This window comes from Soonwooa purpurea (assembly GCF_053891095.1).
Window position 1 is genome coordinate 87,392 of the sequence record NZ_JBSSMA010000006.1, and the last position, 26,288, is coordinate 113,679.

A 26,288-nucleotide genomic window follows, 5' to 3' on the forward strand; every position below is an offset into this window, starting at 1 on the left:
GATATTATGCGTAAGGAAGACTGTTACTTTTTAGGAAAAATTACGCGTAAGCACGGATTAGCGGGTAACGTGATCCTGAAATTGGATACCGATCAACCCGAACTTTACAATAAATTGGAATCAATATTCGTTGAAATCAACGGATTATTGGTTCCTTTTTTTATTGAAAAAACATCTTGGAGCAAGGCTGATGCGCTTAATATTTTGTTCAAAAATGTTACCGAAGCTTTAGCAGAACAGGTTCTTGGGAAAGATGTCTATCTTCCTCTTACGACTTTACCGAAACTGTCCGGTAAACAATTTTATTATCACGAGATTGTCGGCTTCGAGATTCGCGAAGAAGATGGAAAATCTTGTGGAATAATTCAATCTGTGAATGACCAAACGGCTCAACATTATTTTATGTTAAAATTGGCAGATCGTGATGTTGTTATTCCGATTATCAAAGATTGGATTCTTGAAGTTAACCGTGACGAAAAATATATCCAAATGCAATTGCCAGATGGTTTGATGGATGTTTTTTTAACGGATTCCAAAAAAGATGAGTAATTTCTAAATTATCTCGTTTCTCGAAATATTTATTTTCTTTCATCGTATTAAAAAACAAAACTCTATCACGATTTCTTGCGTTATTTTAGAGATTTTGAAATTTCAATTGTTAGGAATTATTACTAAAGATTTTTAAAGTTTATTTTTAAGATGAGTTTTTATTGTTATTTTTTCCAAAATAGCATTACGATACTTTAGTTGTTACCACGCAAGAAAAATTCGACAAGAAAAATCTCTTAAAAAAAATATTTACTGCAATAGTTAATGGGCAGAAGCATATTAATTTCATAACTTTGTGGACATTAATTTTTGATAATGAAAAAGCAAACAATTAAAGATCTTTTAACAGATTACAAGAAAGTTTTACATCACGACATTACAGTTTACGGTTGGGTTAGAGCATTCCGTTCTAATCGTTTTATTGCACTTAACGACGGTTCTACCATCAATAATTTGCAGGTGGTAGTAGACTTCGAAAATTTTGATGAAAACATTATCAAAAATATCAATACAGCAGCCTCTCTGAAAATAACTGGTGAAGTGGTAGAAAGTCAAGGTGCTGGGCAAACTGTAGAACTCATTGCGAAAAAAATTACAATTCTTGGAGAAAACTTTACCGAGGAATTGCAATCGACAATTTTGCAACCTAAAAAACATAGTTTAGAAAAACTACGCGAGCAAGCGCATCTTAGATTCAGAACCAATTTGTTTGGAGCCGTTTTCAGAATTCGCCATGCTATTAGTTTTGCAATTCACCAGTATTTTAACCAAAACCAATTTTTCTATATCAACACACCCATTGTTACGGGAGCCGATGCAGAAGGAGCGGGAGAAATGTTTGGCGTAACCAACTTTGATCTAAATAATATTCCTAGAGACGAAGACGGCGCGATCGACTATAGCCAAGACTTCTTTGGTAGAAAGACCAACCTTACGGTTTCTGGTCAGTTGGAAGGCGAAACTGCAGCAATGGGCTTGGGAAGGATTTACACATTCGGGCCTACTTTCCGTGCAGAAAATTCTAATACAACGCGTCACCTAGCAGAGTTTTGGATGATAGAGCCAGAAGTGGCTTTCAATAATTTGGAAGATAATATCGACTTAGCAGAAGATTTCTTGAAATATGTCATTAATTATTGTCTTGAAAATTGTAAAGATGATTTAGAATTTTTGGATAAGCGTTTTGCAGAAGAACAAAAAACAAAACCCGAGAAAGAAAGAGCAAAAGAAGGTCTTATTGAGAAATTACAAAATGTTGTATCTAAGCGTTTCAAGCGAGTTTCTTACACAGAAGCTATTGACATTTTATTAAATTCTAAAGAAAACAAAAAAGGTAAATTCCAATATCCAATCGAAGAGTGGGGCGCAGATCTACAATCGGAGCACGAGCGTTTCTTAGTTGAAAAACACTTCGAAAGTCCAGTTGTATTGTTCGATTATCCAAAAGAAATCAAAGCTTTTTACATGAAGTTGAACGAAGATAACAAAACCGTAGCCGCGATGGACGTATTGTTCCCAGGCATTGGCGAGATTATCGGTGGGTCAGAACGTGAAGCGCGTTATGATATTCTAAAACAAAAAATGACAGATATGCATGTTGACGAGCACGAGCTTTGGTGGTACCTCGATACGCGCAAGTTCGGGTCTGTGCCACATGCAGGATTCGGTTTAGGATTAGAGCGTTTGGTGTTGTTTATCACAGGTATGACCAATATTCGCGACGTTATCCCTTTCCCAAGAACACCCAAAAGCGCTGAATTTTAATTCAGTTTTTAAAATACAAAAATCCGCCTTTCAAATTTTTGAAAGGCGGATTTTATTTATCGCTATTATTAGGAGCTTTTTCCCGCTGTCCACTATATCTTTGTACTTGTCGCTCGATAGAAGGCTTTTGGACAAAAGTCCTAGTTGTCATCTCGCGCCAACCACAAAGGATGCCGTTGCCATCGGGGCTAGAAGTCTGTCATTATTAGGTCAATTTGTCTGTTAATTTAGCAAACTGTTTTTCCGCATTTTTTTCTTCATAAAGAACAGCGAAAATTGTATTGATAATCGGAAGTTTTAGTTTCTTTTCTTTACAAATGCTATAGATACCATTGGTAGCATAATAGCCTTCTGCAACCATGTTCATAGATTGGATGGCCGATTTTATGGTGTAGCCTTTTCCGATAAGATTTCCAAGGTTTCGGTTACGCGAGAACAACGAGTATGCTGTTACCAAAAGGTCACCAAGATAAGCGCTTTCGTTAACATCGCGCGGTTCTGGATAAATGGCTTCCAAAAAAGTTTCCATCTCGCGAATGGCATTCGAAACATACACCGCAATGAAGTTGTCGCCGTAGCCTAAGCCGCTTGCAATACCAGCGCCGATGGCGTAGATGTTTTTTAGAATGGCACTGTACTCATTGCCAAGAATATCGCAGCTTTGGTTAACTTTAATATAGAACGATGAAAATATTTTAGCCAATGTTTCAGAATCCTGAGCTTCTGCGGCAGCTATCGTTAAATAAGACAAACGTTCCATAGCAACTTCTTCAGCATGACAAGGTCCAGCAATTACAGCTTGATTGCGATAACCAATCTGGAATTTATCACGAAGATAATTGGCAACGATATCATTATATTCTGGGACAATACCTTTGATGGCAGAACAGAATAACTTGTCTTTATAATTGCAGTTAAGATGTTCTAAAGTCGCAGCTAGATAAATCGAAGGCGTTGCTAGAACAATAATATCACAAGATTCCACCAACTCATTGATGTCGGTCGTTAGTTTTAATTGTTTAAGATTGAAGCTTACCATTGGAAGGTAAGTTGGGTTGTGTCCCCGCAATTGGATGGCACCTTTTACAAATTCGTTTCGGACGTGCCAATGCACCGTTTTACAGTTTTCGGTAAGCATTTTAACAATTGCCGTTGCAAAGCTTCCACTTCCTACAACACCGACTCTCGGCAACTGCGATGGTTTTGATTTAGCCATTTTTAATTCACTTAAATTCACTAATAATGCAAAGCTACAATTATAATATTAAAAAGAAAATTAATCAATATCAAATCAATAGTTATAACGGGTTCCGTGTTTAATAGTCTTAAAAAATAATTAAAATTTGTTAAACATAATATTGTAAATCTATATGTTACAAAAAATAATTAATTTTGCAGGTCGTTATTAAGTTATATACTAAGCATAGAAAATATGAAGAGATTTTTTAGAAGTAACAAAAAAACAAATATTATTTTGGCGGCTTTGCTGCTGATTGTTTTTGGACAATCTTTTGTTATTGGTAAGTTGTATGCAGATAGAGATGATAAAAATTATCAAGTTAACCTCGTGAAAATTAATACTACTAAAGATAGTATTGACCACCGCGAGCTCAAGGAAAATCTATTAAGTGTGGACCAAGTGGTTCGCAATATCAATGCTTTTTTGGTGTCAAAAAATGCGTCTGATTTAAGAATTGAAAGTCTTGCCAAAGATAGCTTAGCCAACGAAGTTTACCTTTCCAAACAGTCCAATCGTTATAGCCAATATTTGGTGGATCTAGAGAAGAAGCTGCAACAAGTGCCGCTAGGCGTTCCAACTTCAGGTTATATTTCTTCTAACTTCGGGATTAGAAAAAATCCAATTCCTTTCAAAACTGTTTTTGCTTCTGTTAAAGCATTGAAACCAGCTAATGATAGTACTTCTTTGGCAAATATTTCTGCTTTGAAAGACAATTCAAAAGCGGATCAAAATGCGCTTGCTGAAAAAGACCAAATGCAGTTCCATAAGGGGATTGATGTCGCGGTAGCTTACGGAACGGATGTTGTCGCTGCGGCGGCTGGTAAGGTTTTGTTTGCTGGACAAAAAGGCGGCTATGGTAACTGTGTGATTGTTTCGCATGCCAATGGTCTAGCAACACTTTATGGACATTTGTCGAGCATTGCTGTGTCTGCCAACCAAGAAGTGAAGGTTGGTGAGGTTATTGCCAAATCTGGAAATTCTGGACGTTCAACAGGGCCTCATCTGCATTATGAAGTTCACAGAAATAATACGCCGGTTAATCCAAAACTGTTCATGAATTTATAAATTATATTAAGCCTCTTTTTTAGAGGTTTTTTTATGAACTAAAGAATGAGAATCTTTATATTGATGCTGAATTTGCGTGAGGGGGGAGCGCATTGTTGGAGCTCGTTTTTGTGAGGTGGCGGAGCGGAGTGGAAGCCCCGAACAAAAACAGCGACTGCGCGTAGACCGACCCGCTTGTTTTTGCAAGGCTTCGCTTAGGAGAAAACAACGGGGCACGCCCCAAATAAAAAAGTCCCGATACTAATTTAGTGTCGGGACTTTGTAATATAAGTTTAATTATTTCTTAAGTTCTTCAAGAAACTCATCGTGAGAAATTTTTGTTTCTTTTTTCGAAGCTTTGTCAAGGATCGCGTCTTTCAACTTAGCCATTGCCACTTCTGAGGAAATTTGACGGATTTGGTTTTCGTCTTTCAGCATTTCAACTGCGTACTTTTGGATTTCTTCGTCAGAAAGGTGGTGGATACCGTAGATTGCTAACTGGTTTCTTACCAATTGCTCAGCTTGTGCTAAGATGTCGTTGTATTCTAAATTGATTTCGTTTTGTGTCATCAATTTACCTTCCAAGATTTGGTATTTGATTTGGCTTTTCTCGTTTTCCAAGATTTCTTTAGCCTGCTCTTCAGACTGGATATTTTGGTTAGAGAACATTAACCATTTTACCAAGAATGCTTCTGGAAGTTGGATTTCTTCTTTCTCCGTGATTTGTTCCAAGACTTTGTTAACGAAGTATACGTCAGCGTTTTGTTGGAAATACTCGTCTAATTCTTTTTTAACACGCTCTCTAAGTTCTTCTTCAGACTTGATTTCGTCTTTACCGTAAACTTTGTCAAACATGTCTTGGTTAAGTTCTGCTAAGTCTAGACCGTAGATGTCTTTAACAGTTACTTCAACCTCGTTGTGGTGCATGTTTTCAGCTTCGTCTTTAGAAATTCCTAGTTCTTTAGCAAGGTCTTCTTTAGCGATAAGGTCTTCTTTAGAAACTTTTACAGATTCGTCTTTTTTCAAAGATTTTACTAGGGCGTAAGCTTCTTTAGTTTCTTTGCTAGCTGTAACTTGTTTTGGTGCGTGGTTGTGTTCGCCCTCTGCGCCTTCTTCTACAACTTGCTTAACTTCTAGAGCTACGTAAGAGTCTTTACCGATTTTGTCTTGTGCGATACGCTCAGCGAAACGCTTTTGCATATTTTCTACACTTGTGTTGATTTCTTTATCAGAAGCTTCCACTTGGAAGTGTGGTGCTTCGTATTTCGAAAGATCGATAGTGAATTCTGGTTCGTAACCAATCTCGAATCCTACAGATAGTTGGTCTGCGTTGTAATCGAACTCGTTCATTGGTTGAGGAACTGGTTGACCAACTAGTCTTAGTTTGTTGTCGTTAACATAGTTGTTTAACGCTTCAGAAACTTGTTTGTTGATTTCTTCAAAAGCGATACCAGCTTCGTATTGTCTTTTAACCATGCTTAATGGCACTTTCCCTTTTCTGAATCCAGGAACTTGCGCGTTTTTAGCGTAGTTAATCAATGTTTTTTCAACTTTTTCTTTGTAGTCTGATTTATCCAATGTTACAGTAAGTAATGCACTTACTTCATCGTGATTTTGTGCTGTAACGTTCATGTTTAATAATTGAAATTTTAGTTTGCAAAAATAGTCAAAAAAGAGCGATTCGCAAAATTAAACTTGGGTCTAATGTCAGCAAATCGCTCATAAAATATGTTAATTTTAATTTTTTGGTTTAAATTGAATTCATCTTAGCAAAAATTCTGATTATTAATCGCTTAGTTCGTAATACCGTATGTTGCTTCCGAGTCGGTTTCGCCACCTGAGATGCTTCCCCATGCGCTACCGTTTTGTGCCTCGCTCGAAGATAATGGATCATGAATCAAAGTCATAATTAATTTTGGTGAAGAGTCTTTCACCGCTTTTACAACAGTCCATTTTGTTTTTAAACCGATTTTTATTCCATCTTTATTTGGGATGTCAAGACGTTCAAGGTTAATCGTGGATCTTGGGAAATCATAAATTAAAAAGTGTTCGTCTTTGGCAAGATTAATTTCATTAGTTACATCTTCGTTCCCATTCATAAATTGTGCATTAACAATGTATGTTGCACCGTCTTCCAGTTTAATTGCCGGAGCAGATCCAGAGCCAACACTGTAATTGTAGTTTTGTGTAGTTCCTGTTGCGTCATGGGTAATGTGTAAGATGATATTTGTAATTTCTTCTTGTGGAAAATCATCTTCTATATCGTTGTCCCGGTTGCATGATACAACAAAGATTGTGAAGATGGAAGTTATTAATAATAAACTTAGTTTTTGGATTGAAATTATATTTTTCATTTTTCTTAAAAGTTTTGATTTTGAATTGTTTTGATTGTACTAAAAATTGTACCGAATATTGAAGATAAAGTTACGTCCCAAATCGTCCGAGAAATATCTGAGTCGGTTGAGATAATCGCGGTAACTTTTATTAAATAGATTTTGAATGCTTACGCCAATGTATAAATTTTTGGCTAAATTGAATCCAGCTTGTATATTCCAAAGGCTATATCCGTCAGGCGGTGTGCTAAAATCCACAGTTTTCGTAATCTCCTCGCCATCTTCATAAAATACGATTTCAGAGTTATGTATTGGAAAACGATTTTGTCGTAACACCGTTTTGTTTTCTAGACTTAAACTTAAGTTTTTCCATTCTTTTTTATGAAATTCTAAACTGTTGCTGAAGTTGGTTGGCATCATCAAAATAAGCGGCTCATCGTGTGTAGTATCTTGTCCATAAAGATAAGTGCCGCGTCCACGATACGTTAAATTGTCTGTCAGTTTCCAATTGATGTCCAAGTCAACGCCATACATTTTAGCATTAATTTGTTGATACTCCCAAACAGGGAAAGGCCCAACCTGTGTCGCTTGCTGAATGCCTGTCGGAATTTGGTTGATGAAATTGTTCGTAGCAAAATAATAAGGATTAATACTAAAGTCTAAACCGCCAAGCAGATGAAGTTTTCCGTCTATCAAAAGATTGAGCTGATCACCTTTCTCATTTTGCAAACGCATATTTCCTTTTTCAATAATAGCAGCAGAGTGGTGAAGACCTTCGGCGAAAAGTTCTGCAATATTAGGCGTTCTTTCCACTCTTGCATAGTTGAATTTGATGCCGAATTCTGGAGAAATTTTCCAGTCTAATCCTGCATTATAAGACAAATTGTGATAATTGAGAATAGGATTGGTCAAAACTCTGTTTTGATTGGTTCTTACATAAAACTCCGAAAAATCTTTAGCATAGTTAGTTGTCCAATCTTTGATGTCATACCATTTCGTTACATTATAATGTGTTACATCATAACGTGCACCGATTTCCGCTTGAAAGTTATTTGCGATTTTATATTTAAAAATTGAATATAGGCCTCCCGAATATTTATCATAATTAGGAACCAAACGACGACTTTGGGTTTTCGGATTCGAATAGTTGTTCTGATATATCAAGTCGATGCCAGTTTCCAAAGACCATTTTTCGCGTTCCAGCAAATCGTTTAGATTTAATTGATGGGTTATCAATTCCAAATCCATACTCGGCGTATTCTTAAGATCTCCACGACGGATATCGAATTCTTGTCGATGATTGTATTGAAAACTATAGGTTGCCGATACTTTACCAAAATGCTCAAAACGCTTGAAAGCCGAAACTTTAGCAATGTGATGTGCTATTTCCTGACGTGGATTGTCGATAGAATAACTAAAATCTCTCATGTAGATCGGTTGTGGCGTCGTCATAGCAAGATAAAAATCTTTGTCGTTGCCCACATGAGAACCACGGAAGATGCCTAAATTCTGATTAGTGACATAATAATCAAAAGAAATCCCTTGCTTGAACTCGTTCTTCTGAACACTTATATTAAATGACGAAAAATCCATTCCGGTGTTCATCAGATTATAATCGGGTGTCGATAAATCGCCAAGTTTTTTGAAGCTTCCATTTACTTTTATAGCCCAAGCATTTTGCCAGGTTTTTAAAAGTTTTAAATCTAATCCTAATCCTCGCCCGTTAGAAATTCCCGAAATATTGGCTGATCCCGTTAGACTGTCTTTCTTTTTGAAAATTTCAGGTTCTAGGACGATCACACCGCCAACAGCATCGGTACCATACTTTAGAGCAGATGCTCCTTTGATGACGTCGATGTGTTCAAAATTGTTGATGTCAACATTGGGCGCATGCTCTACGCCCCATTCTTGTTCGGCCAATTTCACACCATTGTTGATAATCGAAATTCGGTTGCCATACATTCCGTGGATTACAGGTTTTGCAATGCTGTTACCCGTTTTCAAAGTGCTGACGCCAGATATTTTGGTCAACAGATTTCCTAGATTTTCGGTGGCATTTTTCTCAATAGTCGATTGGTCCAAAGTTTTTACAATAATGGCGCCTTTGGATTTGTGCGCAGCATGTATGGTTATGGACTCAATCTCATTGCTGTGATGTTCTAAAAGGATTTCGAGATTTAGACTTTTGCTAAGCTCAATGTTGGATTGATAAGCATCACAATCTGGATGTGTAACAATTATAGTATATACATCGGATTTTAGATTTTTTATCTCAAACTTTCCATTGTTGTCGGTTGTTGTAGTTGATGTTCCGATAACAATTTTAGCATTTCTTAGAGCCGTTTTGTCATGGAAATCCTTTACCACACCAGCAATATTATATTGTTGGGCATGGTGGGTGACTCCTACCAAAAAGAGTAGAAGTTTTAAAATTTTATTCATTTTATTTGAATTGAATATCAGTTTAATACACGAAATTTCTGTAACTGAGAATTACAGATTTTTTTAATAAAATCGAATTAAAGCTGATAAACCGGAGGACCACGAAGGTAAAGACGTGTGGTTTCAACACTTAAGGAATTTTCTTTAAGATGAGAAAATTCTGGTTTTTCAGAAAATGAATTATAAATCTTAAATTCAAAAGTTTTCGGTGCAATACTGTGGTTGGTCGTTGAAAAATGACATGCCAAACAATCGTTTGCACTACCTATTTTTTTCTGAGAAATATTTTCAAACTTTGGGTTTTTGGTGTTTGAAAAACCAAAATAAGAATCTGCATGATGTTGATGCAAATACGGAGAAAACACAAGCAACAACAGATATAATCCCGCTATAAAGCCAGAAATTATGGATTTTTGATGTTGTTGGGTTTTAATCATTTTAAAAACGAAACTTTTTTAAGTCTTTCCGATTGGTCTATTGTTAACGGATTTTGTTACGAATTAGTTTTCTGCATCGTAATAAAGTCTGTAGAAACGACCTTTCTCATCTTGGTCTTGCTCAATTTTTTGACGATCGCCGTGGATATAGATGTGGAAATTTTTATCTAATTTAATAACAGATTTGAAGTGTCTTTGCTGTTTTTTAACCGCTGCTGTGCTTATTGGGAAATCCTCAGAAATGCTCATCTGCATATCGTTTTCGTAATCGGTTTTGAAGTTGGAAAAACTTTCTATAACATGCTCGTCAACCAAAACTTCGTTGACAAAATCATCGTATTTGAATTCTTCTTTTTCTTTAAAAAAGTTGATGGATTTGTTCAAGAAATCCGCTTGATCTGCTTTGGAAACCTCGAATTCCTGTGGCAATTGTGTCGTAATGTAATCTTTGTAAACCGACAAAGTTTCTTGGGTGTGAAAATAGTCGTTGTCGCGTTGCTTTACTTTTAAAAAATCTTCGAACCAATAGTACATATCGCCGTTTTTGTTGTTGTCCACAACGGACAAGATGTAGCCAGATTCTTTATCGTTATTATAAATTAAAGCGGCTTTATCAATTTTTGAAAGCCCGATTCCGAAGTCTTTTTCGATTTCAAAATTCTCGTCTTTTTGTTGGATTTTTAGGAAAGCTTCTTTCTTTTCTGTTTTGAAGATTCCTATTTTGTCAATCTTTCCACCTTCGGGATTTTCTTCTGCATCGAAATAAACTATGAACAATTCACCGTTCATAACACGCGGATTTTCTGCAGCTTCATAAAGGTGTTTTGCAATATTTTCGGACTCCCAGAGGAATTTGTTTTTGTCTTCAAAAATCTCTGTAACAGAGCTGTACACAGGATTGTTCACCAAATAAGAATCGCTGTAAAAATGAAACTGCTCTTCCGACTTGAAAGCGCTGAGGAAAATAGTTCCGAGCAATTCCTTCATGTCTTCGTGAAGATCCAACTCGTCCTGAGAAAGAATTAACGCATCACCATTGATTTTGTTACCGACTTTGTGTACAACTATTTTTGAGAACATTGGTTTTGATTTTGGATTGCAAAGATAGGAAACGGCAGTTAACATTCCATAGCAAAAAATGCAAGTCTTTTTATATTTTATTTGTAAAGTATCGATTGGAAAGTTTAAAATTTATTTAAAAATAGTTTAAGCAGGTTTTACTAATGTTTATATTTGATTCTGCCCAATCATTCTAATACATTAATTAATATGACAACAGACAATAATTACATAGAAATTAATAAGGCCTCTTGGAACAATCGTTTGGATACACATTTGAAATCGGAGTTCTATAATCTTAAAGGGTTTTTGAAAGGTGAAAGCTCATTAAATCCAATCGAATTGGAACTGCTGGGTCATCTTCAAGGGAAGTCTATTTTGCATTTGCAATGTCATTTTGGTCAAGATACGATATCCTTAAGCCGACTTGGCGCCAAAGTTACTGGCGTGGACTTGTCAGACAAAGCTATTGAAAGCGCTCGGGAAATTGCAAAGCAAACCAAAGTTGATACAAGCTTTATTTGCTGTGATTTGTATGATTTAGAAAATTATTTAGATCAAGAATTCGATATTGTATTTACAAGTTATGGTACGATTATGTGGCTTCCAGATTTGGATAAATGGGGAAATTTAATTTCAAATTTTTTAAAACCAAATGGGAAATTTGTGATGGTTGAGTTTCATCCTCTCGTTTGGATGTTTGATGATGATTTTACAAAAGTTGCCTACAATTATTTTAATGTAGCACCGATTGTCGAAACAGAAAACGGAACTTATGCCGACAAAAATGCGAGTATTTCACAATCTTCCGTGACTTGGAATCATAGCATGAGCGAAGTGGTCAGCAGCTTGCTAAAAAATGGACTGACACTATCTGACTTTCAAGAATATGACTATTCGCCTTACAATATTTTTAACAACTCAATAGAAGTCGCACCAAAACAATATAGAGTCAAACATCTCGGAGAAAAGCTTCCGATTCTGTATTCTATCCTTGCAGAAAAGAAATAAAACAATTAACATTGCGCTGACATATTACGAACTAAAAATCTGAATTTTAAAATTTGATGGAAAACCCCAGTAATTGCCTTAATTGTGATCGTTCAATTTCTGAAAACTTTTGCCCAAACTGTGGACAAAAGGCAAATATCCACCGGTATTCGCTCAAGCATTTTGTTACGCATGATTTAATTCACGGTATTTGGCATGTTGACAATGGCATCTTTTTCACAATCAAAGAATTGTTCACACGACCGGGACACAGCGTTCGGGAGTTTATTAATGGTAAAAGGGTAGGCTATTTCAGTTTTGTAAGTTTGCTGCTGATTATTCTGGCAATGACACATTTTTTTGGAGAATATGCTTTGGTAAGTCAAGCCGACCTGATGCCCGAAGGTGGGAAAGATGCTGTGAGCGGACTTGAAGAATTTGCGAAAAAATATCCCAAAACACTTTTGCTTTTAACAATTCCGCTTTATTCGGTTTTTAGTTTTTTATGGTTCCGAAAAGCAAAACTCAATCTCACAGAACATTTTGTTTTAAACTCTTATAAAACCGTTGTGGAATCTTTGATGAATTTGTTGTTTGTGCTGTTGACAATTTTTTATAGCAATATATATGTATTGACGATTATTTTTAGTCTTATCAATATTCTTTTGTTGGTGTATGCATTTTGGTTTTACCAACAATTTTTTTCGGCATATCATTATTCAAAAACCTCATTAATATTGAGAAGTCTTGGCGTTATCGTTTCGTATATGCTCTTTTCAATTCTTTTTGGAATAATACTAGGTTTTGTAAAATCCGGAAGCTAAAAAAGATTTTTTTTATTTTCGATTTCCCATAAAAAAGCGGCCTCAGAATAGAGCGACCGCTTTTTTTAATGTTAAGTTTACTTCGTGGTATAATATTTAAAATAAAGACAACTGCTTTGCAAATTTTTGAAAGACGACGTATCGGCATAATTTTGTTTTAACTGAGCAAAATAAGTACGGTACTTATCATTTTTGGTTTTGTTAAGCATGCTATCAAAGGTCTTTTGTTTTTGCTCGTAACTTGGATCATCCCATTTCAGGTTGCTATCCTGTTTGTTTTCCCATTGGTAATATTTGCCTTGTTCGGCGCTTGCCATTTGGAAAAGGATTCTTGCTTTTTGTTCTTTATCCGAAGTTTGATTTAAAGCTTTTTTGTAAAAATTAATCGACAAATCAAAATTCTCTGGTTTGATGTAACTCGTGTACGAATAGTTTTTATAGTAATATTTGTACGGTGTGTCGGTTTTCCAAAAATCATATTTGTTCCACCCAGCATTGTTAAGATCCATCACAAAAAGTTCGCGATAATATCCCAAAATAGAAGAGTTGTACAACATATTACCAATAAGTTGATTGGCGTTGGCCGCTTTTTGGCCATTTGCTGAACCTAATTTTTGTAGCTCAACCAATGTTGTTGCCAATTCCAATTTGTTCATATTGGATTTTATCATTGGGAATTCTGAGATGTAATTTTCGGCTTTCATACTTTCAGATTCAGAACTGCTAAAGCTTTCCCAAATGTTGTGTCCAAAGACCAAAGACGAAATATTGCTAAAACCATCGTAAACGGTTGGGTCAAGTTTTGGCGCTTCTTCTTCGTCGTAATAAAATGAGCTAATTGCGTGGAGTCCGCCAAAGTTTTTAATTTTTGAATAATAATCTTTGGCTTTTACAAAGTTGGCATTTCGCATTTCTTGATCGCCATAGATAAGATTGAAGAAGGCTTCTGGACTTCCTTTGATGTCAATGTTTTTTTCGATGACTGTTTTCTCGAAAGCTGTTTTGTTGTCTTTTTTAATGAAAGTTTCCAGCTTTTTGGCAAGTTCTAAGTTGGGACTGAATTGCAAATCCGAAAGTCGGTTGTTCATCAAAAAGGCTTTGCCATCTTCACCTTGCAGAAAATATCGATTTGCTAAAATGTCCACTAAGAAATCCGAAGTCGAAGGTGTAGGATAGTCGTAATAATCCACGCTGTCTTTCTTTTTTTCGGGTTTTACAAAGAAGTCTTTATACTCGGTCATTAATTTGTCTTCGAAAGCCGCATCTATTTTCGGTTGCGAGACAATCGTGTTCAAGGCTTTCATTTTATTGATTTCTTGAATGTATTCTGGATTGTTTGTTTTAATGGAGCCGAGGATGTCCATGCTTTCATCATAATCCTTTTTCAAAAATTTGAGATATGCCGAAGCAATTTTCCAATATTCGTCATTGGATTTGTCTTTTGTTTTATTGATAAATTTATCCAAATCCTCGATGTAGTTGATGACTTTATCGTTGTCGCTCCACAAATTGTCATTAGCCGAGAAAAACGGAATTCTGTTAGGGTTATTCAGATAAGATTTGTCGCTTTGGTCGCTACTTCTTTCGGTTGGATTGTCGCTATTTCCTCCAAATAGGTTTTTGAAAAAGTTGACAATTTTGTCCCACAACGAAACGTCGGTTTTCTTGGTTTCTGTTGTTGTAGAAGACGTTTCTTTATTATCAGTTTTGTTTTCTGTGCTTGTATTGTTTTCTTCTAAAGTTGTATTATAGTAGGTAGGAAGATAACTGCGTTCGAGATCATTAATGCTTCGTGCTGCCAGAACTTTCAGGATTTCCGAATTGGGATCGATGTCGTACATCTTTTCCATAGCAGGAATCGGGTTGTTATAATCTTGATAAGCCAAAAGAAAATAGGCCATGTTTTTTTCTTCTGGCGATTGCGCGCGGTTCATAATGTTTTTGAAAGAAGCGCTGTCCGATAATTTCATCGATACAAAAGCAGACTCTTTTCTCGATTTTGAAAAAGAAAAAACTTTGAAGAAATTCCAGTTGGCTTCTTGTCCATTTCCGAGGCCACGTTGCGCGCCAGCCATTTGATCCAATGCTAAAAAATAAGGTGCTGTTTTTAATTTTAAAGGCTCAACATATTTTTTAAAACTGTCAATCGCCTGTTGATAGTTTTGTGTATAATGGTTAAACCTTACAAGTTGATAGCCGTATCTTAGTTTTATTTCGGGATTTTTTGCGGCATTATAAAGATTGGTTAATGCTAAAATTGTTTTGGCATAATCCAGATTGGTAGCATTTACAGGATTATCATTTTCTCGATAGTAAAAACTGTTCGGGCTCTCAACATATTTGATCTGCATATAAGGTTCCAGATATTTGGCTTCCAAAAGATAGTCGATGGCTTCCTGATATTGCTTGTAAAAATTAGAACCCAATTTTGATAAAAAAGGATTGTTGCCAGTTCCTTTTTTGAATTGGTTAAGTTCTGCATAAGAGATTTTGTTTACCAGATATTCTGTCTCCGCATAATTGAATTTGTTTCCAAAGAACTTTTGCCAAGCTTCAATATTTTCGTCATGTACATGCGTTGAGCCTTCATAAAAACGATTGGAGTAGGTGAGTAAAAAAGGTAAATATGATTTGTCTTTAATAATGCTCTGCGTGAAAATGTTGAAATATTCGTAGTCTGGATCGTACCAAGAGCAAGCTTGTGACTGTTGGTGAAGTGCGAAGCTTAAAAGAACGCCAATTCCAATTTTTTTCATAGGTTATTTTATTAGGTTTTTATAATGTTGTGTAAACTGATTGTCCAGATGGTAATATATAATAGGATAAGGATAGTTCAGTTTTGTATCGATAAAGTTAATGCTTTCTAAAATATCAGACTCTGGGACTTCTTCAATTTTTATCTCGAAGCCTTTGTTGAGATACATGCCAAAATAGAAATCATCTTTTAGTACTTTGTAAGTGTTGGGATTTATTTTCTCAAAATTTTTATTTTCTAAATCTGAAGTTTTTATGGCATTTATCAATTTGTGTTTTCCAAGATGGTTGGTGACGATTCCCCAAGAATAAATTGGTAAAGCGATGTCTAGTTTTACAGGATAATTTTCAAGGTCGCGGAGATAGGCTTTCAATAATGTTAAATCTAAAATGGAATTCTTATCCGAGTTTTCCAAGGGCGAAGAGGTTGAGTAACACATCAAATACATTTTCTTAACTGGCGGAATACCCATTGTTTTTTTGTCCCGCACTTGATGAAGTCGTAGCGTCGAGGTTATGTCTTTTTTTGAAATCCGTTTTAATTCGTTTAAAAATAAAAAATAATCGTCTTTTGTGCTTTTTGTCCAGTCGCTGTCAATTTGGATTTCGTTTTCCAATTTAAAATCAAATTTTTTCGCAAGATTATTAATATGATCTGTAGTTTTCTGAGCAAGGAATGTAATGTCTTTTTTTGAAATTTTGTACCAGGTTTCGTTCGTTATAAAAATGACGGGGACAATTTTCTTTGAAACCGAATTTTCATGCTTTTTCTGAAGAACGCCTACTGCTTCGTAAGCATTGCCTTTTTTCTGCACGTCAAAAAAACGCGTATATAAGACCGGAACTTTCGATTGGTTAAGAAGTCTTGTTTCGTCTTTACTCAGATCAAAATTGCTTCGCCAATAGTAAAATCCGTAGTCGTGCTTCACTTCTTTTTGACAAGAACTAAAAATGATTAGTAAGAAAAACCAATATATATGTTTCATTTTTTTTATTTGTTTCTTGACTCAACTTTCAAAATGTTAAGGATTTAATTATGAAAATTGGTCAAAACATTTTGTAGTTTTGTTTAACTTACGAAGATAATAAAGTCTTGCTTTGCTGGACGACGTTTTGCTAATTATATCGATGAAATTATGAGATCTAAAAATTTTTTTGAACGTTTTGCGAATTGGGCGACTTTTTTCACTGGAAGTTCCAATGCTTTTTTGGGCGCTTTACTTATTGTTTTAATTTGGGTGGCTTCTGGCCCTTTCTTCCATTATTCTGATACTTGGCAATTGGTAATTAATACGGGAACGACAATTGTTACTTTTCTTATGGTGTTTCTTATCCAAAAAGCACAGAACAAAGATTCTAAAGCTTTACAAATTAAACTTAATGAATTGATAGCAGCCAGCAAAGAGGCTAGCAATCGTATGGTGGATATAGAAGATCTCACGGAGAAGGATCTGGATCAGCTGCATATTTATTTTGTGAAATTAGCAGAATTAGCAAAGAAAGAATCCGATATTCATAAATCACATTCGATAGATGCAGCTGTGAAAAATCATTCAGCAAAACTTAAAAATACTTAATCGCAAGCCTTTGACTGTAAAGTTTGTTCAAAATAGGCTAACTATCAAAAAATCAAATAATTTCTTAAATTTTTTTTGGAGTTTATTAAAATATTCATACATTTGCACACTCATTTTAGGGAAGGAGTATGCCTATTTCAGACATAGAACATTACAAAAACCCGTAAAATGCTGAGTGTTAATACAAGAATTAAGAATATAATATTAAACAATGTCAGGTATTATTGGTAAAAAAGTCGGTATGACATCTTTGTTTAACGAAGAAGGAAAAAACATTCCTTGTACAGTTATTCAAGCTGGTCCATGCTCGATTTTACAGGTCAGAACCATTGAGAACGACGGCTACGAGGCTGTGCAGTTAGGTTTCGATGACAAGAGTGAGAAGAACGTTGGAAAAGCGTTAGCTGGTCATTTTAAAAAGGCTGGTTCAGCTCCTAAAGCGAAATTGGTTGAATTCCATAATGGATTCGCTGATGCGAAAGTAGGAGAAGAAGTTAAAGTTAACTTATTTGCTGAAGGTGAGTATGTTGATGTAACAGGGACTTCAAAAGGTAAAGGTTTCCAAGGGGTTGTTAAAAGACACAACTTTGGAGGTGTAATGCAGGCGACTCATGGTCAGCACAACAGACTTAGAGCTCCAGGTTCTATCGGTGCGGGATCAGATCCTTCAAGAGTATTCAAGGGGATGAGAATGGCTGGAAGAATGGGAGGTAAGCAGGTGACTGTACAGAACCTTCAAGTGTTAAAAGTAGATGAAGAGCAAAATCTTTTAGTAGTAAAAGGTGCTGTTCCGGGAGCTAAAAATTCTTATGTAATTATCAGAAAATGGAACTAGTAGTATTAAATACATCAGGAAAGGAAACCGGAAGAAAAGTAACTCTTGACGAAGCGATCTTCGGAATTGAGCCAAATCAGCATGCGGTTTACTTAGAAGTGAAACAATATCTTGCTGCTCAGCGTCAAGGTACTCATAAATCAAAAGAAAGAAGCGAAATTACGGCTTCTACAAGAAAACTTAAAAAGCAAAAAGGTTCAGGATCTGCGAGATATGGTGATATCAAATCGCCAACTTTCAAAGGTGGGGGTAGAGTTTTTGGTCCAAAACCAAGAGATTACCGTTTTAAATTGAACAAAGCGCTTAAGAGATTGGCTAAAAAATCTGTATTGTCTCAAAAAATGAGAGATAACTCTATTAAAGTATTAGAAGCTTTCAACTTCGAAACGCCTAAAACTAAAGAGTTTATCAACTTGAACAATGCATTAGGTTTTGAAGGAAAAAAATCTCTTTACATTTTAGCAGAAGCTAATAAGAATGTGTATCTATCTTCAAGAAACTTACCTAAGACAAAAGTGATGACTTATAACGAGATCAGTTCTTATGACTTAGTTAACGCAGGAGAGATTGTGTTCTTAGAAGGTGCAGTAGAAAAATTTCAAGAAAACTTAAAGAAATAAGAAATCATGTCAGTTATAATTAAACCAATTATCTCAGAAAAAGCGAACTATCTTACAGATTTGAGAGGTGCTTATTCTTTCCTAGTTGATACTAGAGCGAATAAAATCCAAATCAAAGCAGCGGTAGAAGCAGCTTACGGTGTTAAAGTGGCAGACGTTAGAACCATGATTTATGCGCCTAAAGTCTCTTCAAAATATACAAAAAAAGGATTACAAGTTGGTAAAACCAACAAATTAAAGAAAGCTGTTATCACTTTAGCAGCTGGAGAAGTAATCGATATTTTTGCAGTAAATTAATTTATTAATCATAAATAATAGTAATGTCTGTTAGAAAATTAAAACCTATCACCCCGGGACAGAGATTCAGAGTTGTTAACAATTTTGAGGAAATTACTACCAACAAACCAGAGAAATCTCTAACAGTTGGTATTAAAAAGTCAGGTGGACGTAACCAAACTGGTAAAATGACCATGCGTTACACCGGCGGTGGACACAAAAAGAAATACAGAATTATCGACTTCAAAAGAAACAAATTCGATGTTGAAGCTACGGTAAAAACTGTAGAGTATGATCCGAACAGAACTGCTTTCATCGCATTAGTTGAATACGCAGACGGAGAGAAAAGATATATTATCGCTCCAAACGGAATTAAAGTTGATCAAAAAATCATTTCAGGAGAAAGCGTAGAACCGAACATCGGTAACGCAATGAAATTGAAAAACATTCCATTAGGTACAGTTATTTCTTGTATCGAATTGAAACCAGGTCAAGGTGCTACATTAGCTAGATCTGCTGGATCTTCAGCTCAGTTAACATCAAGAGATGGTAAATACGCAATCATCAAATTGCCTTCAGGAGAATCTAGAATGATCCTTACTGAATGTTTCGCAATGATTGGATCTGTATCTAACTCCGATCACCAACTTACTGTATCTGGTAAAGCAGGTAGAAGCAGATGGTTAGGTAGAAGACCAAGAACAAGAGCGGTTGTTATGAACCCTGTTGATCACCCAATGGGTGGTGGTGAAGGACGTTCTTCAGGAGGTCACCCAAGATCTAGAAACGGTATGCCAGCTAAAGGTTACAAAACTAGAAAGAAAAACAAAGTGTCTAACCGTTACATCGTATCTAAAAGAAAATAATTATGGCAAGATCACTTAAGAAAGGACCTTTCATTCATCATACATTAGAGAAGAAAGTACAAGCAAACATCGAGTCTAACAAAAAGACTGTAATTAAAACATGGTCTAGAGCATCTATGATTTCTCCAGACATGGTAGGCCAAACCATCGCAGTACACAACGGGAAAACTTTTGTTCCAGTTTACGTTACTGAAAACATGGTAGGACACAAGTTAGGTGAATTTTCTCCGACAAGATCTTTTAGAGGTCACGGTGGTAACAAAAATAAAGGTAGCAGATAATCATGGGAAAAAGAAAGCAAGATAGCGCATTAGCAAGAAAAGCAGCTAACCAAGATGTGGTAAAAGCTAGTTTGAACGACTGTCCTTCTTCTCCAAGAAAAATGAGATTAGTTGCTGATATCATCAGAGGAGAGAATGTTGACAAAGCTCTTTATATCCTTAAATTCTCAAAGAAAGAAGCTTCTAACAAATTAGAAAAGTTACTTCTTTCAGCTATGGCCAACTGGCAAGCGAAAAACGAAGGTGCTGATATCGAAGAAGCTAACCTTATCGTGAAAGAAATATTTGTGGATAGTGCAAGACAATTAAAGAGACTAAGACCGGCACCGCAAGGTAGAGGTTACAGAATCAGAAAAAGATCTAACCACGTTACATTAATCTTAGGTAATAAAGAAAACTAATTCAAGGTATGGGACAGAAGACAAATCCAATTGGTAACAGATTAGGTATCATCAGAGGATGGGATTCAAACTGGTTTGGTGGAAAAAACTACGGTGACAGAATCGCTGAAGACTACAAAATCAGAAGATACCTTGAAGCAAGATTATCTAAAGGTGGAATTTCAAGAATCTTTATTGAAAGAACGCTTAAATTAGTTACTGTAACTATTACAACAGCAAGACCAGGTCTTATCATCGGTAAAGGAGGTCAAGAAGTTGACAAACTAAAAGAAGAATTGAAGAAGTTGACAGGAAAAGATATCCAAATCAACATCTTCGAAATCAAAAGACCAGAACTAGACGCAGTACTAGTAGCAGACAGCATCGCTAAGCAGATCGAAAACCGTATCTCTTATAGAAGAGCTGTGAAAATGGCAATCGCTTCTACAATGAGAATGGGAGCAGAAGGTATCAAAGTTCAAATCTCTGGTAGATTGAATGGTGCAGAAATGGCAAGATCAGAATCTTTCAAAGACGGAAGAATCCCATTGTCAACTTTCCGTGCAGATATTGACTATCACATCGGAGAAGCACTTACACAATATGGTAAACTAGGTGTAAAAGTGTGGATCATGAAAGGCGAAGTATATGGTAAGAGAGATCTTTCTCCACTAGTGGGACAACCTAAAAAAGGAGGACCATCTAGAGGTGACCGAGATAACAGAAGACCTTCAAGAGATAAAAAATAATTCAAAATTTTAGACCATTAAATTTTAAATTACCGTTACTTTTTTAAAATCCAACATCTAAAATCCAAAATCTAAAATTTAAATTATGTTACAACCAAGAAGAACCAAATTCCGTAAAGTTCATAAAATGAAAATGAAGGGGATTGCCCAAAGAGGTAGTCAACTTGCATACGGAACGTTCGGGATCAAAGCTACAGAAGGCGCTTGGATCACTGCAAGACAAATCGAAGCTGCACGTATCGCTGCAACAAGATATATGAAAAGAGAAGGTCAACTATGGATCAAAATTTTCCCAGATAAGCCAATTACTAAAAAACCAGCGGAAGTACGTATGGGTAAAGGTAAGGGTGCTGTGGAATATTGGGTAGCTGTAGTTAAACCTGGTAAAATTATGTTCGAAGTAGGTGGTGTACCTTACGACGTAGCAAAAGAAGCCTTGAGATTAGCAGCTCAAAAACTACCAGTAGTTACCAAATTTGTAGTTGCTAACGATTTTGTTAAACCTCTTTAATATCTGAATGACAATGAAAAAAGCTGACATCAAAAACTTAAGCGTTGAGGATTTGAATAATCAACTAGCTGAAGCTAAAGCTAACCTTAACAAATTAACTTTAGCACATAAAATCAGTCCGATTGAAAATCCAATTCAGATCAGAGATTTAAGAAAAACAATCGCTAGACTTAATACTGAGTTAACTAACAAACAATAATATTTCATTTTACAATGGAAAGAAATTTAAGAAAAGAAAGAATCGGAGTTGTTTCCAGCAACAAAATGGAAAAAACCATTGTTGTTAGTGAAACCATGAAAATGAAGCACCCGATGTACGGTAAATTCGTTTTGAAAACGAAAAAATATACCGCACACGACGAGAACAACGAGTGCAACGAAGGGGACACTGTTTTAATTTCTGAAACAAGACCTTTGAGCAAGAGCAAAAGATGGAGATTAGTAAGAATCATAGAAAGAGCTAAGTAATGTTACAAACAGAATCAAGATTAAAAGTAGCTGATAATACTGGTGCTAAAGAAGTATTGGTTATCAGAGTTCTGGGAGGTACCAGAAGAAGATATGCATCTGTAGGAGACAAAATCGTAGTGACTATCAAAGATTCTACTCCGTCAGGTAATGCCAAAAAAGGACAAGTTTCTAAAGCAGTCGTAGTAAGAACAAAAAAAGCAGTTCGTAGAAAAGATGGATCTTACATCAAGTTCGAAGATAATGCTTGTGTATTACTTAACGCATCTGGAGAAATGAGAGGAACACGTGTTTTCGGACCAGTTGCTCGTGAGCTTAGAGATAAAGAATATATGAAAGTCATTTCATTAGCTCCTGAAGTACTTTAATTTTTAAAATTTTAAGAAAATGACAAAGTTAAAAATCAAAAGAGGAGATAACGTCATCATCACTACCGGAAGAAAAGAAATCAAAGGTAAAACTGGTGAAGTTATTGAAGTGATAAAGAAAGAAGGTAAAGACGCCAGAGTTATAATAGCAGGTCTTAACATCGTAAAAAAACACGTTAAGCCATCTGCACAAAACCCTCAAGGTGGGATTGTTGAAAAAGAAGCATCTATCCACATTTCTAACGTGATGTTAGTTGATCCTAAAACAGGAAAAGCTACTAAAGTTGGTTACAAAGTAGACGGTGACAAGAAAGTAAGATTTGCAAAACAATCTGGTGAAACTTTATAATTAGATTACAATGGAATATATCGCAAGACCCAAACAAGCATATAAAGACAAAATTGTTCCTGCAATGATGGAAGAATTTGGGTACAAATCAGTAATGCAAGTGCCTAAATTAGTGAAGATAGTTGTGAGCCAAGGACTTGGTGCAGCTACACAAGACAAAAAAATTGTTGACTATGCTGTAGAAGAATTAACAACTATCACTGGACAAAAAGCAGTGGGTACTGTGTCTAAAAAAGACGAAGCTTATTTCAAACTTAGAAAAGGTATGCCAATTGGTGCTATGGTAACACTAAGAGCAAACCAAATGTATGAGTTCTTAGACAGATTAACTTCTTCAGCGCTTCCGCGTATTAGAGATTTTTCTGGGATCAAAGCAGAAGGTTTCGATGGTAGAGGTAACTATAACTTAGGTATTACCGAACAAATTATCTTTCCAGAAATCGTTATCGATAAAGTAAAGAAAATCCAAGGGATGGACATTACATTCGTGACAACTGCAAAGACAGATAAAGAAGCTAAAGCATTATTAACTCACTTCGGTTTACCGTTCAAAAAGAACTAAGGAAATGGCTAAAGAATCAATGAAAGCGCGTGAGCGCAAGAGAGAAGCTACAGTAGCTAAATACGCAGCAAAAAGACAAGCTCTTAAAGAAGCTGGAGATTATGAAGCGCTACAAAAACTTCCAAAAAATGCTTCACCAGTAAGATTACACAACCGTTGCAAACTTACAGGTCGTCCAAGAGGTTACATGAGAACTTTCGGGATCTCGAGAGTAACTTTCAGAGAAATGGCCAATGCAGGTTTAATCCCTGGAGTTAAAAAAGCAAGTTGGTAGTCAACACAAAATTAATCTAGATAGTCAAGTTGGCACTCTTAGATATAAGATAGACGGCATCAGATTACAAAGTCAAATTTGTAATCCGATGTCCGAAATCTGACATCAGAAGTCAAAACTAGCTATCCTTAACCAAATAATAATAAAGAAATGGTAACAGATCCAATTTCAGATTTCCTAACTAGAGTAAGGAACGCACAAAGCGCAGGCCACAAAGTGGTGGAAATTCCTGCATCGAAAATCAAAAAAGAGATTACGAAAATTCTTTTTGATCAAGGTTATATCTTAAACTACAAGTTTGAAGACAACAGTGTTCAAGGAGCTATCAAAATCGCTTTAAAGTACGACAAACAAACTAGCAAGCCCGCTATCAAATCTATCCAAAGAGCTTCTAGACCTGGTCTACGTCAGTACAAAGGTACTGCAGAACTTCCAAGAGTTCTTAACGGCTTAGGTATCGCTATCATCTCTACTTCAAAAGGTTTGATGACAGACAAGAAAGCAAGAGAAGAAAAAGTAGGAGGCGAAGTAATTTGCTACGTTTATTAATTTTTAATACTAGGAAATAATGTCAAGAATTGGTAAAGCAATTATAGAAATTCCCGCTGGTATTACGATTTCCAATACAAATGGTATCGTTACAGTTAAAGGACCGAAAGGAGAACTTTCTCAAGAGTTAACAGAAGGAATTTCGATTGAAGAAAAAGATGGACAAATCACAGTATCTCGTCCATCAGATTCTAAGCAACACAAAGCGCTTCATGGTCTATACAGAGCGCTTATCAACAATATGATTGTTGGTGCTTCTACAGGATTTACTAAGCAATTAGAACTTGTAGGGGTTGGTTATAGAGCATCACACTCTGGTCAAAAATTAGAGTTGGCTCTAGGTTTCTCTCACGGTATCGTTGTAGAACTTCCAAAAGAAGTTACTGTAGATACATTGACAGAAAAAGGTAAGAACCCTATTATTACTCTATCTTCTCACGATAAGCAACTTCTTGGGATGGTGGCTGCAAAGATCAGATCTTTCAGAAAACCTGAACCTTACAAAGGAAAAGGTGTGAAATTCGTAGGTGAAATCATCAGAAGAAAAGCCGGTAAATCTGCTTAATTTTAAAATTTAAGAAAATGGCATTAACAAAAGTTGAAAAGAGAAACAGAATCAAAAGAAGAGTTAGAGGTAAGATTTCAGGATCTGCTGAGAAACCAAGATTATCTGTTTATAAGAGTAATAAAGAAATCTACGCTCAAATTGTAGATGATAAAGAGGGTAAAACTTTAGTATTCGCTTCTTCTCGTGAGAAAGGTGTTGCTAATGGTACTAAGACAGAAGCTGCTGCTGCAGTAGGTAAGAAAATCGCTGAGAAAGCTATCGCGGCAGGTATTGAGACTATCGTTTTCGATAGAAACGGTTTCGTATTCCACGGTAGAATCAAAGCTTTGGCTGATGGCGCTAGAGAAGCAGGTCTTAAATTCTAATTTTTAAATTCAGAAATAATATGTTAGACAATATAGAAAGAGTAAAACCTGGAGGATTAGAATTAAAAGATCGTCTGGTTGCTGTTAACAGAGTAACTAAAGTAACTAAAGGTGGTAGAGCTTTCGGATTTTCTGCTATCGTGGTTGTTGGTAACGAAGATGGCGTTATTGGTTACGGTTTAGGTAAATCTAAAGAAGTTGCTTCTGCAATCTCTAAAGCTGTTGAGGACGCTAAGAAAAACTTAGTAAAAGTACCTGTTATTAACAAAACGATTCCTCACCAGACTACTGCTAGATATGGTGGTGCTGATATCTTCTTGAGACCAGCTTCTCACGGTACAGGACTTATCGCTGGTGGTGCAGTACGTGCAGTACTAGAATCTGCTGGTGTACAAGACGTATTATCTAAGTCTAAAGGTTCTTCTAACCCACATAATGTTGTAAAGGCAACTTTTAAAGCATTATTGGATATCAGAAGACCAGAAGAAATCGCTAGAATGCGTGGTGTTTCCCTAAGTAAAGTGTTTAACGGTTAATATAAAAACAATGGCAAAGATTAAAGTAAAACAAGTAAGAAGCGCTATTGGTAGAACTAAAACCCAAAAAAGAACGCTAGAAGCTTTAGGATTAAGAAAACTTCACCAAGTAGTGGAACACGAAGCAACACCTGCTATCTTAGGTATGGTTGCTGCAGTTAGCCACTTACTAGAAGTTCAAGAAGAGAAATAATAAATGTATACATAATGTAATGGTCTTTTCTAAAGATCATTACATTATAATTTTAAAAATCATAATCGTAATGAATTTAAATAACATACAACCAGCATCAGGCGCTACTCACAATTCTAAAAGAATTGGTAGAGGACAAGGAAGTGGAAAAGGTGGTACATCTACTAAAGGTCACAAAGGTCAAAAATCTAGAGCTGGTTATTCTGAGAAGATCGGATTTGAAGGTGGTCAAATGCCTTTACAAAGAAGATTGCCAAAATTTGGTTTTAAAAACGTTAACAGAAAAGAATATAGAGCTATCAACCTAGATAGTATCCAAACTCTTATCGATACACAATCGATCTCTGGTGAGATTACTAAAGATGTATTGGTTGCTAACGGATTAGCTTCTAAAAATGATTTAATCAAAATTTTAGGCAGAGGAGAGCTTAAAGCAAATGTTTCTATCTCTGCTAACAAGTTTACAAAATCTGCAGAAGAAGCTATCACTAAAGCTGGAGGTAAAGCAATCACTCTTTAATTAAG

Annotated in this window: 34 protein-coding genes; 26 read left to right on the forward strand and 8 right to left on the reverse strand. The window is 35.8% G+C overall.

The features are described from left to right. Positions 1 to 6: 6 nt before the first annotated feature. Complete coding sequence (rimM, locus tag ACVFVN_RS07280; protein WP_456234795.1) at positions 7 to 549, forward strand: ribosome maturation factor RimM; 543 nt, start codon at positions 7 to 9, stop codon at positions 547 to 549. A gap of 315 nt (positions 550 to 864) precedes the next feature. Further along, on the forward strand, positions 865 to 2,313 hold the full coding sequence (gene asnS / locus ACVFVN_RS07285) for an asparagine--tRNA ligase (protein WP_456234796.1): 1,449 nt from the start codon (positions 865 to 867) through the stop codon (positions 2,311 to 2,313). A 205-nt stretch (positions 2,314 to 2,518) separates the two neighbouring features. Here asnS and ACVFVN_RS07290 read toward each other — a convergent pair whose 3' ends face one another. Further along, positions 2,519 to 3,529: an NAD(P)H-dependent glycerol-3-phosphate dehydrogenase gene (locus ACVFVN_RS07290; RefSeq protein WP_456234797.1), complete on the reverse strand. Its 1,011-nt coding sequence runs from the start codon at positions 3,527 to 3,529 to the stop codon at positions 2,519 to 2,521. Between the two features lie 216 nt (positions 3,530 to 3,745). Between ACVFVN_RS07290 and ACVFVN_RS07295 the strand changes: the two genes are divergently transcribed. Next, complete coding sequence (locus ACVFVN_RS07295; RefSeq protein ID WP_456234798.1) at positions 3,746 to 4,618, forward strand: M23 family metallopeptidase; 873 nt, start codon at positions 3,746 to 3,748, stop codon at positions 4,616 to 4,618. A 276-nt stretch (positions 4,619 to 4,894) separates the two neighbouring features. Here the strand turns inward: ACVFVN_RS07295 and ACVFVN_RS07300 are convergent, their stop codons facing one another. The 5 genes from ACVFVN_RS07300 to ACVFVN_RS07320 form a co-directional block, all read right to left on the reverse strand. Beyond that, positions 4,895 to 6,229 (reverse strand): trigger factor, encoded by a 1,335-nt coding sequence (locus ACVFVN_RS07300; protein WP_456234799.1) that lies wholly within the window; start codon positions 6,227 to 6,229, stop codon positions 4,895 to 4,897. A gap of 161 nt (positions 6,230 to 6,390) precedes the next feature. Beyond that, positions 6,391 to 6,951 (reverse strand): hypothetical protein, encoded by a 561-nt coding sequence (locus tag ACVFVN_RS07305; protein ID WP_456234800.1) that lies wholly within the window; start codon positions 6,949 to 6,951, stop codon positions 6,391 to 6,393. 39 nt (positions 6,952 to 6,990) lie between these two features. Next, on the reverse strand, positions 6,991 to 9,372 hold the full coding sequence (locus ACVFVN_RS07310) for a TonB-dependent receptor (protein WP_456234801.1): 2,382 nt from the start codon (positions 9,370 to 9,372) through the stop codon (positions 6,991 to 6,993). Positions 9,373 to 9,449: 77 nt separating this feature from the next. Next, a complete protein-coding gene (locus ACVFVN_RS07315; protein WP_456234802.1) occupies positions 9,450 to 9,809 on the reverse strand; it encodes a hypothetical protein in 360 nt (119 codons plus the stop codon). 63 nt (positions 9,810 to 9,872) lie between these two features. Next, entirely contained in the window at positions 9,873 to 10,889 is a 1,017-nt protein-coding gene (locus ACVFVN_RS07320) for a nucleoid-associated protein (protein ID WP_456234803.1), read from the reverse strand. A 189-nt stretch (positions 10,890 to 11,078) separates the two neighbouring features. Here ACVFVN_RS07320 and ACVFVN_RS07325 point away from each other — a divergent pair, with 189 nt between their 5' ends. Both ACVFVN_RS07325 and ACVFVN_RS07330 read left to right on the forward strand, forming a co-directional pair. After that, a complete protein-coding gene (locus ACVFVN_RS07325; RefSeq protein WP_456234804.1) occupies positions 11,079 to 11,879 on the forward strand; it encodes a class I SAM-dependent methyltransferase in 801 nt (266 codons plus the stop codon). A 56-nt stretch (positions 11,880 to 11,935) separates the two neighbouring features. Then, on the forward strand, positions 11,936 to 12,682 hold the full coding sequence (locus tag ACVFVN_RS07330; RefSeq protein ID WP_456234805.1) for a DUF3667 domain-containing protein: 747 nt from the start codon (positions 11,936 to 11,938) through the stop codon (positions 12,680 to 12,682). A 77-nt stretch (positions 12,683 to 12,759) separates the two neighbouring features. Here ACVFVN_RS07330 and ACVFVN_RS07335 read toward each other — a convergent pair whose 3' ends face one another. Further along, entirely contained in the window at positions 12,760 to 15,438 is a 2,679-nt protein-coding gene (locus ACVFVN_RS07335) for a hypothetical protein (RefSeq protein ID WP_456234806.1), read from the reverse strand. Positions 15,439 to 15,441: 3 nt separating this feature from the next. Next, positions 15,442 to 16,422: a hypothetical protein gene (locus ACVFVN_RS07340; protein WP_456234807.1), complete on the reverse strand. Its 981-nt coding sequence runs from the start codon at positions 16,420 to 16,422 to the stop codon at positions 15,442 to 15,444. 150 nt (positions 16,423 to 16,572) lie between these two features. Here ACVFVN_RS07340 and ACVFVN_RS07345 point away from each other — a divergent pair, with 150 nt between their 5' ends. The 21 genes from ACVFVN_RS07345 to rplO all read left to right on the forward strand — a co-directional run bounded on the left by ACVFVN_RS07345 (position 16,573) and on the right by rplO (position 26,283). Next, a complete protein-coding gene (locus ACVFVN_RS07345) occupies positions 16,573 to 17,013 on the forward strand; it encodes a low affinity iron permease family protein (RefSeq protein WP_456234808.1) in 441 nt (146 codons plus the stop codon). A gap of 211 nt (positions 17,014 to 17,224) precedes the next feature. Further along, entirely contained in the window at positions 17,225 to 17,848 is a 624-nt protein-coding gene (gene rplC / locus ACVFVN_RS07350; RefSeq protein ID WP_456234809.1) for a 50S ribosomal protein L3, read from the forward strand. Beyond that, the gene (gene rplD, locus ACVFVN_RS07355) at positions 17,839 to 18,468 is read left to right on the forward strand and encodes a 50S ribosomal protein L4 (protein WP_165133866.1); all 630 of its coding nucleotides are present in this window, start codon (positions 17,839 to 17,841) and stop codon (positions 18,466 to 18,468) included. Before rplC ends, rplD begins: the two co-directional genes overlap by 10 nt. Before the next feature lie 6 nt (positions 18,469 to 18,474). Beyond that, a complete protein-coding gene (rplW, locus tag ACVFVN_RS07360) occupies positions 18,475 to 18,765 on the forward strand; it encodes a 50S ribosomal protein L23 (protein ID WP_165133863.1) in 291 nt (96 codons plus the stop codon). A gap of 23 nt (positions 18,766 to 18,788) precedes the next feature. Beyond that, positions 18,789 to 19,610, forward strand: a complete 822-nt coding sequence (gene rplB, locus ACVFVN_RS07365) for a 50S ribosomal protein L2 (protein WP_165133860.1) — start codon at positions 18,789 to 18,791, stop codon at positions 19,608 to 19,610. 2 nt (positions 19,611 to 19,612) lie between these two features. Then, complete coding sequence (rpsS, locus tag ACVFVN_RS07370; protein WP_079667180.1) at positions 19,613 to 19,891, forward strand: 30S ribosomal protein S19; 279 nt, start codon at positions 19,613 to 19,615, stop codon at positions 19,889 to 19,891. A 2-nt stretch (positions 19,892 to 19,893) separates the two neighbouring features. After that, a complete protein-coding gene (gene rplV / locus ACVFVN_RS07375; protein ID WP_165133857.1) occupies positions 19,894 to 20,292 on the forward strand; it encodes a 50S ribosomal protein L22 in 399 nt (132 codons plus the stop codon). An 8-nt stretch (positions 20,293 to 20,300) separates the two neighbouring features. After that, on the forward strand, positions 20,301 to 21,020 hold the full coding sequence (gene rpsC / locus ACVFVN_RS07380) for a 30S ribosomal protein S3 (protein ID WP_165133854.1): 720 nt from the start codon (positions 20,301 to 20,303) through the stop codon (positions 21,018 to 21,020). Between the two features lie 85 nt (positions 21,021 to 21,105). Next, positions 21,106 to 21,531, forward strand: coding sequence for a 50S ribosomal protein L16 (gene rplP / locus ACVFVN_RS07385; RefSeq protein WP_165133851.1), 426 nt, complete (start codon positions 21,106 to 21,108; stop codon positions 21,529 to 21,531). Between the two features lie 13 nt (positions 21,532 to 21,544). Continuing rightward, positions 21,545 to 21,730: a 50S ribosomal protein L29 gene (gene rpmC / locus ACVFVN_RS07390; protein WP_165133848.1), complete on the forward strand. Its 186-nt coding sequence runs from the start codon at positions 21,545 to 21,547 to the stop codon at positions 21,728 to 21,730. Between the two features lie 14 nt (positions 21,731 to 21,744). Beyond that, positions 21,745 to 21,999 (forward strand): 30S ribosomal protein S17, encoded by a 255-nt coding sequence (rpsQ, locus tag ACVFVN_RS07395; protein WP_165133845.1) that lies wholly within the window; start codon positions 21,745 to 21,747, stop codon positions 21,997 to 21,999. Further along, complete coding sequence (gene rplN, locus ACVFVN_RS07400) at positions 21,999 to 22,367, forward strand: 50S ribosomal protein L14 (RefSeq protein WP_165133842.1); 369 nt, start codon at positions 21,999 to 22,001, stop codon at positions 22,365 to 22,367. The genes rpsQ and rplN overlap by 1 nt, the downstream gene beginning before the upstream one ends. Positions 22,368 to 22,386: 19 nt before the next feature. Next, a complete protein-coding gene (gene rplX, locus ACVFVN_RS07405) occupies positions 22,387 to 22,716 on the forward strand; it encodes a 50S ribosomal protein L24 (protein WP_165133839.1) in 330 nt (109 codons plus the stop codon). Positions 22,717 to 22,726: 10 nt separating this feature from the next. Beyond that, positions 22,727 to 23,278 carry a 50S ribosomal protein L5 gene (gene rplE / locus ACVFVN_RS07410; RefSeq protein ID WP_165133836.1) on the forward strand — a complete coding sequence of 184 codons (552 nt, stop codon included), beginning with the start codon at positions 22,727 to 22,729 and terminating at the stop codon, positions 23,276 to 23,278. A 4-nt stretch (positions 23,279 to 23,282) separates the two neighbouring features. Further along, positions 23,283 to 23,552, forward strand: a complete 270-nt coding sequence (gene rpsN / locus ACVFVN_RS07415; RefSeq protein WP_165133833.1) for a 30S ribosomal protein S14 — start codon at positions 23,283 to 23,285, stop codon at positions 23,550 to 23,552. A gap of 150 nt (positions 23,553 to 23,702) precedes the next feature. Next, positions 23,703 to 24,101, forward strand: a complete 399-nt coding sequence (rpsH, locus tag ACVFVN_RS07420) for a 30S ribosomal protein S8 (RefSeq protein ID WP_079667189.1) — start codon at positions 23,703 to 23,705, stop codon at positions 24,099 to 24,101. 19 nt (positions 24,102 to 24,120) lie between these two features. Then, the gene (gene rplF / locus ACVFVN_RS07425; protein ID WP_165133830.1) at positions 24,121 to 24,666 is read left to right on the forward strand and encodes a 50S ribosomal protein L6; all 546 of its coding nucleotides are present in this window, start codon (positions 24,121 to 24,123) and stop codon (positions 24,664 to 24,666) included. A 17-nt stretch (positions 24,667 to 24,683) separates the two neighbouring features. After that, positions 24,684 to 25,034 carry a 50S ribosomal protein L18 gene (gene rplR / locus ACVFVN_RS07430; protein ID WP_165133827.1) on the forward strand — a complete coding sequence of 117 codons (351 nt, stop codon included), beginning with the start codon at positions 24,684 to 24,686 and terminating at the stop codon, positions 25,032 to 25,034. A gap of 20 nt (positions 25,035 to 25,054) precedes the next feature. Next, positions 25,055 to 25,570, forward strand: a complete 516-nt coding sequence (rpsE, locus tag ACVFVN_RS07435; RefSeq protein ID WP_165133824.1) for a 30S ribosomal protein S5 — start codon at positions 25,055 to 25,057, stop codon at positions 25,568 to 25,570. 10 nt (positions 25,571 to 25,580) lie between these two features. Next, on the forward strand, positions 25,581 to 25,763 hold the full coding sequence (gene rpmD, locus ACVFVN_RS07440; RefSeq protein ID WP_165133821.1) for a 50S ribosomal protein L30: 183 nt from the start codon (positions 25,581 to 25,583) through the stop codon (positions 25,761 to 25,763). A 70-nt stretch (positions 25,764 to 25,833) separates the two neighbouring features. Next, the gene (rplO, locus tag ACVFVN_RS07445) at positions 25,834 to 26,283 is read left to right on the forward strand and encodes a 50S ribosomal protein L15 (protein WP_165133818.1); all 450 of its coding nucleotides are present in this window, start codon (positions 25,834 to 25,836) and stop codon (positions 26,281 to 26,283) included. Positions 26,284 to 26,288 lie beyond the last annotated feature (5 nt).

Coding starts and splice junctions, on each gene's coding strand:
- rimM (WP_456234795.1), top strand. CDS start 7: ATGCGTAAGGAAGACTGTTACTTTTTAGGAAAAATTACGCGTAAGCAC.
- asnS (WP_456234796.1), top strand. CDS start 865: ATGAAAAAGCAAACAATTAAAGATCTTTTAACAGATTACAAGAAAGTT.
- ACVFVN_RS07290 (WP_456234797.1), bottom strand. CDS start 3,529: ATGGCTAAATCAAAACCATCGCAGTTGCCGAGAGTCGGTGTTGTAGGA.
- ACVFVN_RS07295 (WP_456234798.1), top strand. CDS start 3,746: ATGAAGAGATTTTTTAGAAGTAACAAAAAAACAAATATTATTTTGGCG.
- ACVFVN_RS07300 (WP_456234799.1), bottom strand. CDS start 6,229: ATGAACGTTACAGCACAAAATCACGATGAAGTAAGTGCATTACTTACT.
- ACVFVN_RS07305 (WP_456234800.1), bottom strand. CDS start 6,951: ATGAAAAATATAATTTCAATCCAAAAACTAAGTTTATTATTAATAACT.
- ACVFVN_RS07310 (WP_456234801.1), bottom strand. CDS start 9,372: ATGAATAAAATTTTAAAACTTCTACTCTTTTTGGTAGGAGTCACCCAC.
- ACVFVN_RS07315 (WP_456234802.1), bottom strand. CDS start 9,809: ATGATTAAAACCCAACAACATCAAAAATCCATAATTTCTGGCTTTATA.
- ACVFVN_RS07320 (WP_456234803.1), bottom strand. CDS start 10,889: ATGTTCTCAAAAATAGTTGTACACAAAGTCGGTAACAAAATCAATGGT.
- ACVFVN_RS07325 (WP_456234804.1), top strand. CDS start 11,079: ATGACAACAGACAATAATTACATAGAAATTAATAAGGCCTCTTGGAAC.
- ACVFVN_RS07330 (WP_456234805.1), top strand. CDS start 11,936: ATGGAAAACCCCAGTAATTGCCTTAATTGTGATCGTTCAATTTCTGAA.
- ACVFVN_RS07335 (WP_456234806.1), bottom strand. CDS start 15,438: ATGAAAAAAATTGGAATTGGCGTTCTTTTAAGCTTCGCACTTCACCAA.
- ACVFVN_RS07340 (WP_456234807.1), bottom strand. CDS start 16,422: ATGAAACATATATATTGGTTTTTCTTACTAATCATTTTTAGTTCTTGT.
- ACVFVN_RS07345 (WP_456234808.1), top strand. CDS start 16,573: ATGAGATCTAAAAATTTTTTTGAACGTTTTGCGAATTGGGCGACTTTT.
- rplC (WP_456234809.1), top strand. CDS start 17,225: ATGTCAGGTATTATTGGTAAAAAAGTCGGTATGACATCTTTGTTTAAC.
- rplD (WP_165133866.1), top strand. CDS start 17,839: ATGGAACTAGTAGTATTAAATACATCAGGAAAGGAAACCGGAAGAAAA.
- rplW (WP_165133863.1), top strand. CDS start 18,475: ATGTCAGTTATAATTAAACCAATTATCTCAGAAAAAGCGAACTATCTT.
- rplB (WP_165133860.1), top strand. CDS start 18,789: ATGTCTGTTAGAAAATTAAAACCTATCACCCCGGGACAGAGATTCAGA.
- rpsS (WP_079667180.1), top strand. CDS start 19,613: ATGGCAAGATCACTTAAGAAAGGACCTTTCATTCATCATACATTAGAG.
- rplV (WP_165133857.1), top strand. CDS start 19,894: ATGGGAAAAAGAAAGCAAGATAGCGCATTAGCAAGAAAAGCAGCTAAC.
- rpsC (WP_165133854.1), top strand. CDS start 20,301: ATGGGACAGAAGACAAATCCAATTGGTAACAGATTAGGTATCATCAGA.
- rplP (WP_165133851.1), top strand. CDS start 21,106: ATGTTACAACCAAGAAGAACCAAATTCCGTAAAGTTCATAAAATGAAA.
- rpmC (WP_165133848.1), top strand. CDS start 21,545: ATGAAAAAAGCTGACATCAAAAACTTAAGCGTTGAGGATTTGAATAAT.
- rpsQ (WP_165133845.1), top strand. CDS start 21,745: ATGGAAAGAAATTTAAGAAAAGAAAGAATCGGAGTTGTTTCCAGCAAC.
- rplN (WP_165133842.1), top strand. CDS start 21,999: ATGTTACAAACAGAATCAAGATTAAAAGTAGCTGATAATACTGGTGCT.
- rplX (WP_165133839.1), top strand. CDS start 22,387: ATGACAAAGTTAAAAATCAAAAGAGGAGATAACGTCATCATCACTACC.
- rplE (WP_165133836.1), top strand. CDS start 22,727: ATGGAATATATCGCAAGACCCAAACAAGCATATAAAGACAAAATTGTT.
- rpsN (WP_165133833.1), top strand. CDS start 23,283: ATGGCTAAAGAATCAATGAAAGCGCGTGAGCGCAAGAGAGAAGCTACA.
- rpsH (WP_079667189.1), top strand. CDS start 23,703: ATGGTAACAGATCCAATTTCAGATTTCCTAACTAGAGTAAGGAACGCA.
- rplF (WP_165133830.1), top strand. CDS start 24,121: ATGTCAAGAATTGGTAAAGCAATTATAGAAATTCCCGCTGGTATTACG.
- rplR (WP_165133827.1), top strand. CDS start 24,684: ATGGCATTAACAAAAGTTGAAAAGAGAAACAGAATCAAAAGAAGAGTT.
- rpsE (WP_165133824.1), top strand. CDS start 25,055: ATGTTAGACAATATAGAAAGAGTAAAACCTGGAGGATTAGAATTAAAA.
- rpmD (WP_165133821.1), top strand. CDS start 25,581: ATGGCAAAGATTAAAGTAAAACAAGTAAGAAGCGCTATTGGTAGAACT.
- rplO (WP_165133818.1), top strand. CDS start 25,834: ATGAATTTAAATAACATACAACCAGCATCAGGCGCTACTCACAATTCT.